This is a genomic window from Bradyrhizobium sp. USDA3010 (assembly GCF_056429065.1).
In genome coordinates this window covers 1-17,498 of the sequence record NZ_JBWJZD010000018.1, presented here as the reverse complement: position 1 = coordinate 17,498, position 17,498 = coordinate 1, and the positions used below count along the sequence as shown (strand labels likewise).

At 64.8% G+C, this 17,498-nt stretch carries 8 protein-coding genes and 1 pseudogene; 7 read left to right on the top strand and 2 right to left on the bottom strand.

The window, feature by feature from the left end:
- Nucleotides 1-38: 38 nt before the first annotated feature.
- Nucleotides 39-1,151, bottom strand: coding sequence for an acyltransferase family protein (locus tag AC066Y_RS24830; protein ID WP_478276164.1), 1,113 nt, complete (start codon nt 1,149-1,151; stop codon nt 39-41).
- 328 nt (nt 1,152-1,479) lie between these two features.
- Here AC066Y_RS24830 and glmS point away from each other — a divergent pair, with 328 nt between their 5' ends.
- Nucleotides 1,480-3,306, top strand: coding sequence for a glutamine--fructose-6-phosphate transaminase (isomerizing) (glmS, locus tag AC066Y_RS24825; RefSeq protein ID WP_478276163.1), 1,827 nt, complete (start codon nt 1,480-1,482; stop codon nt 3,304-3,306).
- A gap of 197 nt (nt 3,307-3,503) precedes the next feature.
- Nucleotides 3,504-4,289: a DUF502 domain-containing protein gene (locus AC066Y_RS24820; RefSeq protein WP_478276162.1), complete on the top strand. Its 786-nt coding sequence runs from the start codon at nt 3,504-3,506 to the stop codon at nt 4,287-4,289.
- A 220-nt stretch (nt 4,290-4,509) separates the two neighbouring features.
- On the opposite strand, the gene recG is transcribed toward AC066Y_RS24820, so the two are convergent.
- On the bottom strand, nt 4,510-6,618 hold the full coding sequence (recG, locus tag AC066Y_RS24815; protein WP_478276161.1) for an ATP-dependent DNA helicase RecG: 2,109 nt from the start codon (nt 6,616-6,618) through the stop codon (nt 4,510-4,512).
- Between the two features lie 278 nt (nt 6,619-6,896).
- Here recG and AC066Y_RS24810 point away from each other — a divergent pair, with 278 nt between their 5' ends.
- From AC066Y_RS24810 to AC066Y_RS24790, 5 genes and pseudogenes are all read left to right on the top strand, one after another.
- On the top strand, nt 6,897-7,187 hold the full coding sequence (locus AC066Y_RS24810; RefSeq protein ID WP_478276160.1) for an FAD assembly factor SdhE: 291 nt from the start codon (nt 6,897-6,899) through the stop codon (nt 7,185-7,187).
- Nucleotides 7,184-10,702 carry a transcription-repair coupling factor gene (mfd, locus tag AC066Y_RS24805; protein ID WP_478276159.1) on the top strand — a complete coding sequence of 1,173 codons (3,519 nt, stop codon included), beginning with the start codon at nt 7,184-7,186 and terminating at the stop codon, nt 10,700-10,702. The genes AC066Y_RS24810 and mfd overlap by 4 nt, the downstream gene beginning before the upstream one ends.
- 326 nt (nt 10,703-11,028) lie before the next feature.
- On the top strand, nt 11,029-12,636 hold the full coding sequence (locus AC066Y_RS24800) for a caspase family protein (protein ID WP_478276158.1): 1,608 nt from the start codon (nt 11,029-11,031) through the stop codon (nt 12,634-12,636).
- A gap of 315 nt (nt 12,637-12,951) precedes the next feature.
- Complete coding sequence (locus tag AC066Y_RS24795) at nt 12,952-13,134, top strand: hypothetical protein (protein ID WP_478276157.1); 183 nt, start codon at nt 12,952-12,954, stop codon at nt 13,132-13,134.
- Between the two features lie 320 nt (nt 13,135-13,454).
- Nucleotides 13,455-17,498 (top strand): annotated as a pseudogene (locus AC066Y_RS24790) (hypothetical protein); the annotation flags it as partial.

Sequence of the window (17,498 nt, the reverse complement as noted above, 5' to 3'; positions counted from 1 at the left end):
ACGCGTGCCGCATCGGTTCCCGCGCGGCCGGCAGGCGATCAGCCGGCGCGGCACGCCGGGCTTTCCAATCCGTCGACGCGGCCGTCTTCGGCGGAGTTCGAAGGCTTGCAGGCCGGACGGATCTTGAAGCGCAGGGCCGGTTGCTCGATGACGCGCCAGGTCGCGGCCGCCGCGATGGTCGTCGCAACGATCAGGAGGATTGCGGCCGGGAAGCCTTGCCATCCGAAGGCGTGCAGCAGCATCACGATCGGCACGTGATGCAGATAGATGCCGTATGACAGGTCGGTGCCCGCGAGCAGCTTTGACAGATTGGTCCAGCTGAAGGCTGCCGACATCACGCAGCAGGCAAGAAGGATCGTCAGCACGGTCGATCGCAGTGTCGGGTGGTCATACACGATGCCGCGCTGGTCGCCGAAGAAGGCAATCGCCTCGGCATAGAGCAGGGCCCACAGGATGAACTTGTCGCGGAACAGCCGGTCGATTCGGCTCCAAAGCAGCGAAAAAAGCGAGCCGATGCCGAAGACCCAGAAATAGAACAGCGGATTTATGCCTCGAGTGACCTCGTCGGTCGCGGTCACGCTGGTCAGACGATGCGAATAGATGGTGAGGGCGAGAACCACGGCCACTGAGGCCCATCGGTAGCGCAGAACCGGCGGCAGGAAAATCACCGGAACGATCAGATAGAATCCCAATTCGAGCACAATGGTCCACAGCGCGACAACGGGCAGGAATGGCAGCGCGTCATTCCAGGCGAAGGGGTATGGCGGCAGCAGCCAGTTGGCGAGCGCGTCGGACCCGGTCGCAAGGATCACCGTCCAGTATCGAAGGAAGTCCGGGTTGAGCAGTGCGCCGAGCGGCAATGCGCCGAATGCGACCAGCAGCGCGAGAACGATCGCGAGATTGAGCCAGAGTGCCGGATAGATGCGCAGGCATCGATTGCGGAGAAAGGTGACGACGTCCCCATCACTGCGAAGAAAGGTGCCGGTGATGAGGAATCCGCTGATGATGAAGAAGATTGGAACGCCGGACGTGTAAGCGACCAGCAGAGGTATCGGCCTGGGCCACGGAACCTGCAGAAAGGCCGCATGCTGCAGCAGGACGTTGCAGGCTGCGAACAGCCGCAACGTGTCGAAATTATTCCTGTGGCCCACATTGCCCCCAGCCAGAGCAAACGCACTCTTGGCATGCTGCGCGAACTGTGTTTGATCTGTTGGATTGTTTCGCGCCGTGTCCGAAGTTGCCGTGGAGGGATTAACACACCTTTAACGTGTGTATTCGAGCTCCGTGCATCGGGTCGCGCGAGGCGATCTTGTCGGGCCATGGTTAGCCCCGATTAACCAGCCTTTCGCATCAACCTTGCCGTTTAAGACTGTCGCAATCGGCAATAATTATTGAGTATCTTGCGGCCGGCGATTCCCGTTAAGGGACCGTGTCGCCGCTTTGGCAAATTTTCGGCGATTATTGGGGACATTGAACCGCATGTGCGGCATCGTCGGCATTCTTGGACGCGCTCCGGTCGCGGAGCAACTGGTGGATTCGCTCAAGCGGCTGGAGTATCGCGGCTATGATTCCGCGGGTGTCGCCACGCTGGAGAACGGCGGCCTGGCGCGGCGCCGCGCCGAGGGCAAGCTGAAGAATCTCGAGGCCCTGCTGGAGGCAAAGCCGCTCGGCGGCCACACCGGCATCGGCCACACCCGCTGGGCCACCCACGGCAGGCCGACCGAGAACAACGCGCATCCGCACGCCACCGAACGCGTCGCCGTGGTGCATAACGGCATCATCGAGAATTTCCGCGAGCTGCGCGAGGAACTCGAGCACAAGGGCGCGGTGTTTTCGACCGAGACCGACACCGAGGTCGTGGTGCATCTGGTCGACAATCTGCTCAAGGGCGGCGTCGCGCCGGTCGAGGCGGTGAGGGCGGTGCTGTCGCAGCTGCGCGGCGCCTTCGCGCTCGGCTTCATCTTCGCCGGCGAGGACGATCTGATGATCGGCGCCCGCAACGGCCCGCCGCTCGCGGTCGGCCATGGCGAGGGCGAGATGTATCTCGGTTCCGATGCGATCGCGCTCGGGCCGTTCACCGATACGATCAGCTATCTCGAGGACGGCGACTGGGTGGTGCTGACCCGCAAGGGCGCGACGATCTTCGACAAGGACAATGCCATCGTCCATCGCGAGGCGATCAAGCACACGACTGCAACGGCTTTGGTCGACAAGGCCAATTATCGCCACTTCATGGCGAAGGAGATCCACGAGCAGCCCGAAGTGGTCGGGCACACGCTTGCGCGTTACGTCGACATGGCGACCGAGCGCGTCGCCCTGCCGATCAAGCTGCCGTTCGACTTCAAGGATATCCAGCGCATCTCGATCACGGCCTGCGGCACCGCGAGCTATGCCGGCTTCGTCGCAAAATACTGGCTGGAGCGGCTGGCGCGCCTTCCGGTCGAACTCGATGTCGCCTCGGAATTCCGCTACCGCGAGGCGCCGCTGCGCAAGGGCGACCTTGCGATCTTCATCTCGCAGTCGGGCGAGACCGCCGACACGCTGGCAGCGCTGCGCTACGCCAAGGCGCAGGGCGCGCATACGCTGTCGGTCGTCAACGTGCCGACCTCGACGATCGCGCGCGAGAGCGAGACCGTGCTGCAGACACTGGCCGGTCCCGAGATCGGCGTCGCCTCGACCAAGGCGTTCACCTGCCAGCTGATGGTGCTGGCGGCGCTTGCGGTTGCGGCCGGCAAGGCGCGTAGCGAGTTGTCCGATGCCGACGAGGCCAAGCTGGTGCATGGCCTGGTCGAGATCCCGCGCCTGATGTCGGAAGCGCTCACGTCCGAGCCGCAGATCGAGAAGCTGGCTCGCGAGATCTCGAAGTCGCGCGACGTGCTCTATCTCGGCCGCGGCACCAGCTATCCGCTGGCGCTGGAAGGCGCGCTGAAGCTGAAGGAAATCTCCTACATCCATGCCGAGGGCTACGCCGCCGGCGAGCTCAAGCACGGGCCGATCGCGCTGATCGACGAGCACATGCCGGTTGTGGTGATCGCGCCCTATGACAAGGTGTTCGAGAAGACCGTCTCCAACATGCAGGAGGTCGCCGCCCGCGGCGGCAAGATCATCCTGATGACCGACGCCAAGGGCGCCGCGGAGGCCACCATCCAGTCGCTGGTGACGATCGTGATGCCGGACATGGGGGCGACCTTCGCGCCGATGGTCTATGCCGTTCCGGTGCAGCTGCTCGCCTATCATACTGCCGTGGTGATGGGCACCGACGTCGATCAGCCCCGCAATCTGGCCAAATCGGTCACGGTCGAATAGCCGCAAGTGACGCTGTCACGCAGCCCTTCAAAAACCTGCTAGAATGGCTTAGCTCAGGGGTGCTGCGCGCCGAAGTTCGGGGCAGGATCATCATCTCGCGCTAGCCTTTTGTTTATGCACGATCTTTTCGGAAATCCGCGGCGCACTTTTCCGGATCATGCTGGTGAGGACGGCCGCTTCGACGATCTGGAACAGCAATGACGTCCAACAAAATGCCTCCCCCCGCGCCAGGTGAACTACCCCCGGACGCTCCCCGCGGGTTGATGGCGCGGTTCCGCAACTATTTCCTGACCGGCCTCGTGGTGGCCGGGCCGATCGCGATCACCTTCTATCTGACCTGGTGGTTCGTGAACTGGGTCGACAATCTGGTCCGGCCGTTCGTGCCCACGGCCTACCGGCCGGAGACCTATCTGCCGTTCGGATTGCCGGGTTCCGGCCTGATCGTCGCCGTCATCGCGCTGACGCTGCTCGGCTTCCTCACCGCCAATCTGATCGGGCGAACCCTGGTCGATCTCGGCGAGCGGCTGCTCGGACGGATCCCTGCGGTGCGTGCGATCTATCGCGGCCTGAAGCAGGTGTTCGAGACGCTGTTCTCCGGCAACGGCTCGAGCTTCCGCCGCGTCGGCCTGGTCGAATTTCCCTCGCCCGGGATGTGGTCGATCGTGCTGATCTCGCAGGCGCCGAGCGCCGAACTCGCGGCCAGCCTGCCCGGCGAGGAGGAGCACATCTCGGTGTTCCTGCCGTGCGCGCCGAACCCGACCACCGGCTTCTTCTTCTACGTGCCGAGGAGCAAGATCATCGAGATCGAGATGAGCACCGAGGATGCCGCGACGCTGATCATGTCGGCCGGCGTGGTGCAGCCCGGCGCCAACGATCAGAAGCAGCGCGCCGCGTCGCTTGCCGGCATGGCCAACGCCGCACGCGTCGCCAACCAGGCCTCGTTGCAGCCGGCCACTCAGCCCGCGCCGGCGAAGGTGGAGTAGGGGCTGGTGCGCCCATGCAGCGTGTCCCGCCGTACGATCGCGCTATCGCACCGTCATCCTGAGGAGCGCGCTCCTGCGCGCGTCTCGAAGGATGAATCGGCCCCGCTGGTGGCCGTCGATCCTTCGAGACGCGCGGAGCCTGTCATCGGGCCGCGCTCCGCGCGGACCCGTTGGCGCTCCTCAGGATGACGGGACGGACGGCGGCGTCTGTCGCGTTGAATCACCCCGCGCCGATCAGCGGCACGGCTTCGTCGCGCTCATAGAGATAGAGCAGGCAACGCAGCGCTTCGCCGCGCTCGCCCTTCAGCTTCGGATCGTCCTTCATGATCCGCAGCGCCTCGTCGCGGGCCTGGGTGATGAGCTGGCCGTGCACCTCGGAGCGCGCGATGCGATAGCCGGGCAGGCCGCTCTGGCGGATGCCGAGCACGTCGCCTTCGCCGCGCAGCTTCAGATCCTCCTCGGCGATCCGGAAGCCGTCCGTGGTCTCGCGGATCACTTTCAGCCGCGCCTTCGACATCTCGCCGAGCGGCTCCTTGTACAGCAAAAGGCAGGTCGAGGCCTCCGAGCCACGGCCGATCCGACCGCGCAGCTGATGCAATTGCGCAAGGCCAAAACGTTCGGCGTTCTCGATCACCATGATGGTCGCTGCCGGCACGTCGACGCCGACCTCAACGACGGTCGTTGCGACCAGGAGCCCGATCTCGTGCGCGGCAAATTGCGCCATCACGCGATCCTTCTCGGTGCCCTTCATCTGGCCGTGCACCAGGCCGACGCGATCGCCGAACCGCTTCTGTAGCGACTCGAAACGCTCGGTCGCGTTGGTGAGGTGCTCGGTGCCCTCGGCCTCGGATTCATCGACCAGCGGGCAGATCCAGTAGACCAGCTTGCCCGCGCCGAGCGCGCGGCCGACGCCGTCCATGACGTCCTCGATCCGGCTCATCGGCACCGCGCGGGTGTCGATCGGCTGGCGGCCGGCGGGCTTTTCGCGCAGCTCCGAGACGTCCATGTCGCCAAAGTAAGTGAGCACCAGCGTGCGCGGGATCGGCGTCGCGCTCAGCACCAGCACGTCGACGGCCTCGCCCTTGGAGGTCAGCGCAAGCCGCTCGCGCACGCCGAAGCGATGCTGCTCGTCGACCACGGCGAGCGCCAGCGCCTTGTAGATGACGTCGTCCTGGATCAGCGCGTGAGTGCCGACGAGGAGATCGATCTCGCCGGCCTCGAGCTGGGCCAGCAGCTCGCGACGCTCCTTGCCCTTCTCGCGGCCGGTCAGGATGGCGACGCGCATGCCGGCGCGCTCGGCGAGCGGCGCGATGGTCTTGATGTGCTGGCGCGCCAGAATTTCAGTCGGCGCCATCAGCGCGGCTTGCTTGCCGACCTCAGTGACGGCGGCGGCCGCCAGCAGCGCCACCACGGTCTTGCCGGAGCCGACATCGCCCTGCACGAGGCGCAGCATCCGCACCGGCTGCCGCAGATCCTCAATGATCGCCGCGACCGCCTGCTGCTGCGACTTGGTCAGCGCATAGGGCAGGGCGTCGATGATCCGCTTGCGCAGATGGCCGTCGCCGGCATTGCGGACGCCGGCGGGGCGGCGCAGCGTGGCGCGGATCAGCGCCAGCGCGAGCTGGCCGGCGAGCAGCTCGTCGAACGCGAGCCGCGACCAGAACGGGCCGTCGGGCAGGATGTCGGTCAGCTCGACCGGAACATGGACGCGGGTCAGCGCCTCCCGGATCGGCGGGAAGTTGCAGCGGCGCAGCACCTCGGGACTGATCCACTCCGGCAGGTCCGGCAGCTTGGTCAGCGCCTGCGCGATGGCGCGGCGGAGCGAGCCGATCGCGAGCCCCTCGGTCAGCGGGTAGACCGGATCGATGCCGGACAGTTTTGCGAAGCCGGCCTCATCGACGACGCGGTCGGGATGCACGATCTGCGGGATGCCGTCATACATCGCCAGCGTGCCGGAGACGTAGCGCTTCTCGCCGACCGGCAGCAGCTTTTCGACATAGCCGGGCTGGGCGCGGAAGAAGGTCAGGACGACATCGCCGGTGTCGTCGCTGGCATAGACGAGGTAGGGCGCGCGCGAATTGCGCGGCGGTGGCGGGCGATGGCGGTCGACGGTGACCTCGAGCGTCACCATGGTTCCGACCGCGGCGTCGCGGATCTTCGGCCGCGCGCGCCGATCGATCACGCTCGCCGGCAGGTGCAGCAGCAGATCCACCAGCCGCGGCGTCTCGCTGCGGTCGAGCAGATAGCGCAGCAGCTTGTCCTGCTTCGGGCCGACACCCTGCAGGGTCGTGACCGGGGCAAACAGCGGATTGAGCAGGCTGGGGCGCATCAGGAGAATCTAGGTCCGTTTCGACACGTCATGCCCGGCCTTGTACCGGGCATCCACGTCTTTTTTAAGCGAGCATGGAGGCCGGGTCTCGTCTACGCCAAGAGCTGCGCCCAGGGCCTGCAACTAAGGCTTCGACGGGCGCGCAAGCCAGGCAATGACGGCATGCGCCCAAACATCTCCAAAACGCGGCGAAAGAGGGCTGACATCGGCCCCTGCCATCGCTATATCAAGCCCCGCCCGGCACGTCCGGGCTTTTGGCGTTCGATGGATTTTGGGACATGACGGGATCGACACGATCGAGCCACGGGCTCGATGACCGCCGCAAGCGGCTTTTGTTTCGCTGCTGGCATCGCGGCACCCGGGAGATGGACCTGATCCTCGGCCGCTTTGCCGATGCGACCATCGCGGACCTTTCCGACCAGGAGATCGGCGAGCTCGAGCATCTGGTCGAGGTACCGGATCCCGACCTCTACGCCGCACTGACCGGCGACAAGGTGCTGGCGGCCGAATATGCCACCGCGCTGTTTGCCCGCATCAAGGCGTTCCAGGTCGCGGATCCCAGCGCATGAAGCAGCCGATGAAATCGCCTGCCGCGATGCTCGCGCCAGGCCGGGTGCTGACCATCGCCAACGTCGCCGAGGGCGCCGAAGGGCTCGTCATCTCCGATCTGGCGCGCGCCATTGCCGCGCAGCCGAAGCGGTCGGCGGTCAGCCTCGCCGTGGTGTGCCGCGACGGCGCGCGGATGCAGCAGCTCGCCCGCGCGCTGGAGTTCTTTGCGCCCGATATCGCTGTCATGCAGGTTCCAGCCTGGGATTGCCAGCCCTATGACCGCGTCTCGCCGCATTCCGGCATTCTGGCGCAGCGGCTGACTGCGCTCGCCAAGCTGTCGCGGCTGGTCGGCAGCGACAAGCCGCTGATCGTGCTCACGACCGTGAACGCGGCCGTACAACGCGTACCGGCGCGCGATCAGGTCGCGGCGCAAGCGCTGTCGGTTGCGCCCGGCAATGTCGTGCCGATGGACTCCGTCGTCGCCTGGCTCGAACACAATGGCTACACCCGCTCGTCCACGGTGCGCGAGCCCGGCGAATATGCCGTGCGCGGCGGCATCCTCGATCTGTTTCCGGCCGGCCTCGACCAGCCGGTTCGGTTCGACTTCTTCGGCGACTCTCTCGAGTCGATCCGCACCTTCGATGCCGAGACCCAGCGCACGCTGCTCGACATGCGCGGGCTCGATCTGGTGCCGGTGTCCGAATTCCAGCTCACGACCGAAACCATCCGCCGCTTCCGCATGGGCTATGTCGCGGCGTTCGGCGCGCCGGGACGCGACGATCAGCTCTATGAAGCGGTCTCCGAGGGACGGCGCCACCCCGGCATGGAGCACTGGCTGCCGCTGTTCCAGGAGCGGATGGACACGCTGTTCGACTATCTCGACGGCGCAACGATCGCGATCGAGCCGCAGGGCGAGGACGCCGCGCGCGAGCGCTTCACGCAGATTGCCGACTACTTTGACGCGCGGCGCGAGGCGCTGGAGCATCCGGGCAGCGGCGCGATCTACAAGCCGTTGCCGCCGGACAAGCTCTATCTGTCCGAGGCCGAATGGACCAGGCTGCTCGACGAGACACCGCTGGCGCGGCTGACGCCGTTCGCCGTGCCGGAAGGCTCGCCCGACGTGTTCGACGCCGGAGCACGGCAGGGGCGCAATTTCGCGCCGGAGCGCGCCGACGGCAATGTCAACGTGTTCGAGGCCGTCGTCGGCCATATCGGTGCGTTGCAGTCGCAGCGCAAGAAGGTCATCGTCGCGCTGTGGAGCGAGGGTTCGCGCGACCGCATGGGCGCGATGTTGCGCGACCACAAGCTGCTCAACACGACCAGCGTCAACACCTGGCGGATCGTGCAGGCGACCCCGCGCAACGAGACCATGCTGGCCGTGCTCGGCATGGAGTCCGGCTTCGAGACCAGTGAATTCGCCGTCATCAGCGAGCAGGACATTCTCGGCGATCGCCTGGTGCGTCCGCGCAAGGCGAGCCGCAAGCTCGACAATTTCATCTCGGAGGTCACGAGCCTTGCGACCGGCGATCTCGTGGTGCATGTCGAGCACGGCATCGGCCGCTTCGTCGGCTTGCAGACGCTGGAAGTCTCCGGCGCGCCGCATGATTGTCTCGAGCTGCATTATGCGGCCGATACAAAGCTGTTCCTGCCGGTCGAGAACATCGAACTGTTGTCGCGCTACGGCTCCGACAGCGCCAATGTCGAGCTCGACCGTCTGGGTGGCGGCGGCTGGCAGGCGCGCAAGGCGAAGCTCAAGAACCGCATCCGGGAGATTGCCGGCGAGCTGATCAAGATCGCTGCCGAACGGCAGCTGCACGAGGCGCCGAAATTCCCGCTGCAGCCGCATGTCTATGACGAGTTCTGCGCGCGCTTCCCCTATGAGGAGACCGAGGATCAGTTAGGGGCCATCAACTCGACCTTGAAGGACCTCGAAATCGGCCGCCCGATGGACCGCCTGATCTGCGGCGACGTCGGCTTCGGCAAGACCGAGGTGGCGCTGCGCGCGGCGTTCGCCGTCGCGCTTGAAGGTCGGCAGGTCGCGGTCGTGGTGCCGACCACGCTGCTGGCGCGGCAGCACTCGCGCACCTTCACCGAGCGCTTCCGCGGCTTCCCGGTCAACGTGGCGCAGGCGTCGCGGCTGGTGTCGACCAAGGAGTTGAATCAGGTCAAGAAGGGGCTCACCGACGGCAGCGTCGACATCGTCGTCGGTACCCATGCGCTGCTCGGCAAGGCCATCAAGTTCAAGGACCTCGGCCTCCTGATCGTCGACGAGGAGCAGCACTTCGGCGTCAGCCACAAGGAGCGGCTGAAGCAGCTGCGCGCCCAGGTCCATGTGCTGACGCTGTCGGCAACCCCGATCCCGCGCACGCTGCAATTGGCTCTGACCGGCGTGCGCGAGCTCTCGATCATTGCTTCCCCGCCTGTCGATCGCCTCGCGGTGCGCACCTTCGTCGCGCCGCATGATGCCCTGATGATCCGCGAGGCGCTGCTGCGCGAACGCTACCGCGGCGGGCAGGCGTTCTATGTGGTGCCGCGGATCGAGGACCTCGCCGGCGTGAAGGATTTCCTCGACAAGAACGTGCCGGAGATGAAGGTCGCGGTCGCCCACGGCCAGATGCCGCCGACCGTGATCGAGGACATCATGTCCGCGTTCTACGACGGCAAATACGACATCCTGCTCTCGACCACGATCGTGGAGTCCGGCCTCGACATCCCGAACGCCAACACGCTGATCGTGCACCGCGCCGACATGTTCGGTCTCGCCCAGCTCTATCAGCTGCGCGGCCGCGTCGGCCGCTCCAAGCTGCGCGCCTATGCTCTGTTCACGCTGCCGGCACAGCAGAAGATCACGGCGCAGGCGGAGCGGCGGCTGAAGGTGCTGCAGTCGCTGGAGACGCTCGGCGCGGGTTTCCAGCTCGCCTCGCACGATCTCGACATCCGCGGCGCCGGCAACCTGCTCGGCGAGGAGCAGTCGGGCCACATCAAGGAAGTCGGCTTCGAGCTGTACCAGTCGATGCTGGAGGAGGCGATCATCAACCTCAAGGCCGGCGTCGCCGAGCCCGCCGCCGACCGCTGGTCGCCGCAGATCACGATCGGCATGCCGGTCCTGATTCCTGAGGACTACGTCAACGATCTCAGCGTGCGGCTGTCGCTCTATCGCCGCCTCGCCGATCTCGAGACCGACGACGAGATCGACGCCTTCGCCGCCGAGATGCGCGATCGCTTCGGCGTGCTGCCGGACGAGGTCCGCTACCTGTTCAAGGTCGCCGCGATCAAGGCCTACTGCCGCAGGGCCAATGTCGGGAAGGTCGATGCCGGCCCGAAGGGCGCCGTGATCGCGTTCCGCGACAACAGCTTCGCGCATCCGGAGCGGCTGGTGATGTTCATCCGCCAGCACGGCCAGGCCGCCAAGGTGCGGCCGGACATGAAGGTGGTGTTCTTCCAGGACTGGGAGACGCCGGAAGAGCGGCTCGCCGGCACCACCGAGATCCTGCGCCAGCTCGCCAATCTCGCGGAAACCAAAAAGGCTGCGTGAGGTTCGCTCACAGTTGTTTGCTGGATCGGCGCATGCGCTGACGCTGGTGTGCGAACATCACACAACCGATCGCCGGATTTGCGTTGGGGCCGGAGTGAACCACCGCCGGAGTTCCATGTAGACCGCGGCGCGGTTGCGATCGCTGGCGTCCATCAACGCAATGATTGCATTGGATCAGGTTTCTTTGACTGGCATCGGCTTTGCCGGTATCATTTGCGTCTCAAATTGGCTTCAGCCGGTACTGCAAGTCGCAAGCAAGCACGATGCATAAATTACATTGCCGGTTGCTTCTCGTCGGGCTTTGGTTTGCGTTGATCGTTCTGCCGTTGGAAGCCTCAGCCGGCACGCGCCTGGCGCTGGTGCTCGGCAACAGCAGCTATCAAGCCGTTCCCGTCCTCGGTAATCCCGCCAATGACGCAGCCGATCTTGCCACGGCCTTGCGCAGCATCGGCTTTGACGTGATCGAACAGCGCGACGGGACCCGCGACGCCATGGCCAACGCGGTGCGCGATTTTTCCAAGCGCCTGAGCGGTGCCGACGTCGCGCTATTTTTCTACGCAGGTCACGGCCTGCAGATGAACGGTGAAAACTATCTGGTCCCGGTCGACGCGAAAATCGAAACCCCCGCCGATGTGCGTTTCAACACGATGAACCTCACCGACATCCAACAGGAGATGGAGGGAACGGGGCGCGCCAACATCATCATTCTCGACGCCTGCCGCAACAATCCCTTTCTCGACAAGCTCGCGCGCAGCGCCCGTGCCGCGCCCACTCGCGGCCTCGGCCGCGTCGATGCGGCCGGGCAGGGTTCGCTGATCGTCTATTCGACGCAGCCGAACAATGTTGCTCTCGACGGCGCCGGGCGGAATTCGCCATTCACCGCCGCGCTGCTGAAACATATCGCGATGCCTGGGATCGAAGTGCGCCAGATGCTGTCCAGGGTTCGCGGCGATGTGCTGGTGGCGACGAACCAGAAGCAGACGCCTTGGGACAGTTCCTCTCTGGTCGGCGACGTTTATCTGGCGGCCGCGCCGACTCCGGTCGTCGCGACCTCGCCGCCGCTGCAATCGGCTGCTCCGACTCAAGTCGCGGCATCGGTGGCCGCTGTCGCAGCGCAGACGCCGACGGCCGCCGGCAGCCCGGACGGCGAATGCGAGCGCGCGGCTGCGCCTGCGCCGCCGTTCGCCAGTCCTGAACAATTGAAAATCGCGAATACGCACGATTACACCGCCGCGATCCCGATCTGCGAAGCGGCGGTGCGGGCCAATCCCGATCAGCCACGGCTCGAATATCTGCTCGGCCTCGCTTACGGCGGGACGAAAAACTATCTGGCGGCTCAGCGCTATTTGACCAAAGCCGCCGAAGCCGGCTACGCGCCGGCGCAAGGCAAGCTCGGGGTGTATTTTGCGACCGGGCGCGGAGTCGTCGAAGACATGCCGCGGGCCTTCGATCTCTTCAGCAAGGCGGCCGCCGCCGGGGAGCCGGGCGCGATCAGCAATCTCGGCGCGATGTATGCCAATGGCAATTTCGTGAAGAAGGACGAGGCGAGAGCGCTCGAGCTCTATCAGAAGGCGATCGAGGCGGGCGATCCCTTCGCGCTCGCCCAGACCGGCCTGATGTATTTCTACGGCAAGGGAACGCCGCGCGACTACGGCACGGCCGCGCAATACTTTCAGCAGGCGGCCGATCTCAACGACGGATTTTCTCTTAAGTACCTTGCCGTCATGCAGGAACGGGGTTTGCTCGGCGCGCGTGATTCGGCCAAGGCGGCTGAACTGCGGCGTCGGGCAGTCCAGGTCGATCCTGGGAGCCAGGACCCTCGCGTGCCGCGGGAACTGGACGAGAAGACGGTCCGGCCGCGCCGCTCGTCCGGCGTCCATTACGTGCGAATCTACCGCTATCGATTTGTCGGCTGTGCCTGGACTTGGTGCTGAGAAACCTGGGGCGCAGACCGCGATGCATGGTGGCCGCGATCTCGTCGCTGCAACTGTGATCGTTTCCCGGGCCGGCACCACCAGCTCCTGCGCCAGCTCGCCAATTTCGTGGGAGCAAGAAGGGCGGCGTAGCAGACTTCTCGTGGCAGAGACGCGCTGGGATGCTGTTCATCGTTGTATGTTGTTTTGCTCCTGCGATTCCGGAGCAGCCCCGAAGGGGTACTCGCCAAGGTTTCGTTGACGAGGTCGTCAACCTCGCCTAGCTTCTTCTCACATTTCGAGCAGTTTCTTTGTATTTCAGTACAGGGGTTTTTCGTGAATGCGATTACCGCCGCGCCGGCGATCGCGCTGAAGCGCCCGGCGGACCATTTGCCGGAACATCCCAACGTCATCGTTGATGGTTCGACTGACGCCGCGCCAGTCATGCTGACTTTTGCATTGGTCTATCGAGCGGCCTGTCGTGGCTCGGATGGGCGTCAGGAACGCCGGTCATCATGATCAGCGGGTTCACCCATCCCACCAACGAATTTGTAACGCCTTCCCGCATTGCCAATTTTCACGCGTGCAACAGTTGCTGGAACGATCCGCGGATGCGTTTCGACCACAAGGATTTCCTGTGGCGTCCGCGGCACGCAAATTCACCGCGACAATTTGAATGCACGCGGCTGATTTACGGCCGATCACGTAAAGCAGGTTATTGAGCGCATACCAGGATTTTCGGTCGACGCCAACGCGGTGCGCGTAAAGGACGTCGACGCCGACGGGCATCGATGCCCGAAACCGGCAAATGAATTTTAGTCTGGCCTAGAGGCAGAACCATGCAGACGATTTCCAGCGGCGTCACCGTTACTGTATCTTCTGGCACTGAATCCGGCGATACCGTCCTGACTGGCGGCACGCTGATCATTGAGTCCAGCGGCAGCGCCACTGGAACGACTGTGTCCGGCGGCAACGAGGTGATTTCGAGCGGTGGTGTCGACAGCGGTGCCACCGTTCTGTCCGGCGGCAGCCAGAATATCTCCAGCGGCGGACTCGGCGTCTCGGCCACGGTGTATGCAGGCGGCGCGATCAACGTTTCCTCGGGCGGAGAGGCGTCGTTCATTGCCGTGTCGTCGGGCGGCACGCTGAACGTCGCCGGAACGGTGACAAGCCACGTTGAGGTCTTTTCGAGCGGCCTTGTTGTGATCGCTTCCGGCGGCATCGAGACGGGCGCTCCCGGCAGCGACGAGACGATTGTGTCGGGTGGCACGGTCAGCGTGACGTCGGGCGGCCAGCTCTCCTACTTCACGGTCAGGAGTGGCGGCCTTGTCACGGCCGACAATGGCGCGACGATCCACGACTTCGGCGTCAGCAGTGGCGGCACCCTCAATCTCGCAGGTTCTCAGACCAGCAACTCGGAGGTCTTCGCCGGCGGTACCGAGAATGTTTTTTCGGGAGGCAACGCGCAGAACTTCGATGTGTCGGGGGGCACGCTGAACGTGCTTTCTGGCGGCAATGCGCAGGACTTTACGGTGTCGGGAGGCTCGCTCAATGTCCTCTCCGGAGGCCTGTCCGAGTTCTTCACCTTGTCATCCGGAGCCTCGGCCAGCGTCGCAACCGGCGCCTCCGTTCACGATCTTACTGTATCGAACGGAGCAACGCTCAGCCTTCTGGGTACGGCGACGAACTTCGTGTTCATTGCGGGCGGCGCCACAGTGAACGTCTCTGCCGGCGGCGCCATCAACGGTTCATTGGATCCATCCTCCCTCCCAACGGTCACCGTTGTGGGCACAGTGAATGCATCCGCGGGTGCGTCCGTCAGCTACGTTGCGGTCAACAGCAACGGCGCCCTGAACTTGCAGGCCGGCGCGTCCGCGCATGACATCAATGTGAATAGCGGTGGCCAATTCAATCTCGCGGGAAGCACGACCAGTAACATCAACATCCACGGCGGTGGCCTGGAAACCGTTTCGTCCGGAGGTGCCGAGAACGGCGCCAATGTCTTCGGCGGCGGTGAGCTCGATGTCCTTTCCGGCGGATCGGCAAACGCCACGATGGTCAATGGTGGTCTGCTGAAGCTGTTCTCAGGCGGGTCCCTCAGTGGCGTTTCGGTCAATTTCGGTGCCGTAGAACTGGTCAGCGGAGCGTCCGTTTCGCAGCTTTCCAACACCACTTTCGCTGCCGGCACCCACCTTGAGGTGGGTCCTGGCGCTGTCGTAAGCGGCTACTCGGCGGGTAGTGGCCCGATCCTCGACGTTCTGTCGGGCGGCTCAACCTCCGCCACCACCGTCACCGCGAATGGGACGGAGAACGTGTTCGCGGGCGGCACGGCCCTGGGCACCTTCATTGGCAATGGCGGATTCATGCAGGTCGGCATTCCGTCGTTCCAGGGATCGGGTGGTTCGGCGGGCGGAACCGCGAGCAATACGACCGTGGCGGGCGGTCAGCTCAGTGTGAACTCCGGTGGCCTTGCGGTGTCCACCACGATTTCCGACAACGGCGGCGCGCAAGTCACCTCGGGCGGTGCGGCATCCGGAACGACGATCTCCAACTCCGGCGGCATGACCGTGCTGAGCGGCGGCACGGCAGCCGGCACGACGGTGCTGAGCGGTGGCTACTTCCAACTCGGATCGTTCAACGGCAGTGCCGTTTCAGCCGGTGGCAGCGCGACGGGCACGATCCTGTCTGGCGGCTTCGAGGCCATCTTCAATGGTGGCGTCGATTCCGGCGCCACGATTCTGTCGGGTGGCCATCAGGTGGTTTCCTCTGGTGGCGGCACCATTGGTGTCACGATTTCAAGCGGCGGCGCGTTGAATGTGTCGGCCGGCGGCTCGGCTGCCGCGGAAGTCTCAAGCGGAGGTGTTGAGAATGTTTCGTCTGGCGGTCTGACGTTCAACACCGCGGTCTTCGGCGGCGGCGCCTTGAATGTTTCCGCCGGCGCGACGGCGCACGACATCACCCTGTCGGGTGGAACGCTCAATGTGCAAGGCAGGATCACCAGCAATGTCACCATTCAGAGTGGCGGCCACGAAATCGTTTCTGCAGGTGGCTCCGTCACCGGCGTTATCGGTTCGGGGACCGCAATTTCCGGGCTGGTCGACGTTCTCTCCGGAGCGTCTTTCGAATATGCGACAGTCTTCAATGGCGGTGACCTGAATGTCTCGTCCGGCGCGACGGCGGACCATATCTCCGTCTCGAGCGGCGGCATCTTCAACGTTGGCGGCACGGTTCTGAGCAACGTCTCGGTGTTTGCCGGCGGCATCGAGAACGTATTCTCCGGAGGTGTGGTCACCGGTGTGACCGGCTCCGGAACCGGGATTTCGGGCGGCACGGTCAACGTGTCGTCGGGAGGCGCGATCGACCACACGACCGTCATCAGCGGTGGCGTGCTGAACATTAAATCGGGGGCCGCGGCGCACGACATCGCGGTGTCGAGCGGTGGTGCGCTCAACGTTGCCGGCGCGGCGACGAGCAACGTCGCGGTCTTTGCCGGAGGCAATGAGATCGTGTCCTCTGGCGGCTCCGCGGGGCCGGTCACGATCTCCGGCGGCGTGGTCGAACTGCAGGCCGGCAGCGTCGCGAACGGCGGCATCACCTTCAGCGGTTCCGGCGGTCAGCTGAAGATCGATGGCGGCTCCCTGGCCGGTACGACCATCAGCAGTCTGGTGCTGGGCGACAGCATCGATCTAGCAGGCCTCAATTTCGTATCGGGTGGGTCGGCGACCTTGCAGGCCGGCAACATCCTGCACGTCACCGAGGGGGCATCCTCCTTCGATCTGCAACTTGATGCGATACCCGGCGTGCGGTTTAGCGTCAGCGCGGATTCCGGCACCGGCACACTGGTCACGACGCGTGCCGATATCGCGCCGGTCACGTCAGCGTCCAACATCCACGCAGGCTCTGGCCAGACCTCCGTGCTGGCTTCCAGCCTGTTCTCGGTCACGGACGCCGATGGCGATCCCATCACCCAATACGCGTTCTGGGACACCCAAGGTCACGGCCACTGGGTCGTCAACGGCGTCGTCCAGGCCACCAATGCCGAGATCGATGTTGCGGCGGCCAACCTGTCGCAGGTGAGCTACGTCTTCGGTCCAAGCGGATCGACTGATACCCTTCTCGTTCGAGCCAATGACGGCACGGTTTGGGGCGGCTGGACTCAATTTACGGCCAAGGCATTTGGCGATACCGCGCCAACCGTGAACGCAATCAACGTGACTGCGGTGCACGGCCAGACGTCGATTGCCGCATCGAGCCTGTTCACGGTGAGCGATCCGGACGGCGACACGATGACCCAGTATGCGTTCTGGGACACCCAAGGTAACGGACACTGGGTCGTCAACGGCGTCGTCCAGGCCACCAACGCCGAGATCGATGTTGCCGCGGCGAACCTGTCGCAGGTGAGCTACGTGTTCGGCCCCGGCGGCTCGATGCCCGATACGCTCTGGGTGAAGGCCAATGACGGCAGCCTGTGGAGCGCCTGGAAGAGCTTCACGGCAACGCCGGGCCCCGACACGGCTCCGGTCGTGACGGCGCCGAACGTGACCGCGGTTCACGGTGAGACGTCGGCGCTCGCCTCGAGCCTGTTCTCGGTCACCGATGCCGAGCACGATGCGATCACCCAGTACGCGTTCTGGGACACCGGCGGCAACGGACACTTTGTGGTCAATGGTGTCGCCCAGGCCGCCAATGCCGAGATCGATGTTTCGGCGGCGAACCTGTCGCAGGTCAGCTACGTGTTCGGCCCCGGCGGTTCGACGCCCGATACGCTCTGGGTGAAGGCCAATGACGGCAGCCTGTGGAGCGCCTGGAAGAGCTTCACGGCAACGCCGGGCCCCGACACGGCTCCGGTCGTGACGGCGCCGAACGTGACCGCGGTTCACGGT

Bases quoted from the DNA above. Each gene is read 5' to 3' on its own strand.
- glmS (WP_478276163.1), top strand. From the start codon at position 1,480: ATGTGCGGCATCGTCGGCATTCTTGGACGCGCTCCGGTCGCGGAGCAA.
- AC066Y_RS24820 (WP_478276162.1), top strand. From the start codon at position 3,504: ATGACGTCCAACAAAATGCCTCCCCCCGCGCCAGGTGAACTACCCCCG.
- recG (WP_478276161.1), bottom strand. From the start codon at position 6,618: ATGCGCCCCAGCCTGCTCAATCCGCTGTTTGCCCCGGTCACGACCCTG.
- AC066Y_RS24810 (WP_478276160.1), top strand. From the start codon at position 6,897: ATGACGGGATCGACACGATCGAGCCACGGGCTCGATGACCGCCGCAAG.
- mfd (WP_478276159.1), top strand. From the start codon at position 7,184: ATGAAGCAGCCGATGAAATCGCCTGCCGCGATGCTCGCGCCAGGCCGG.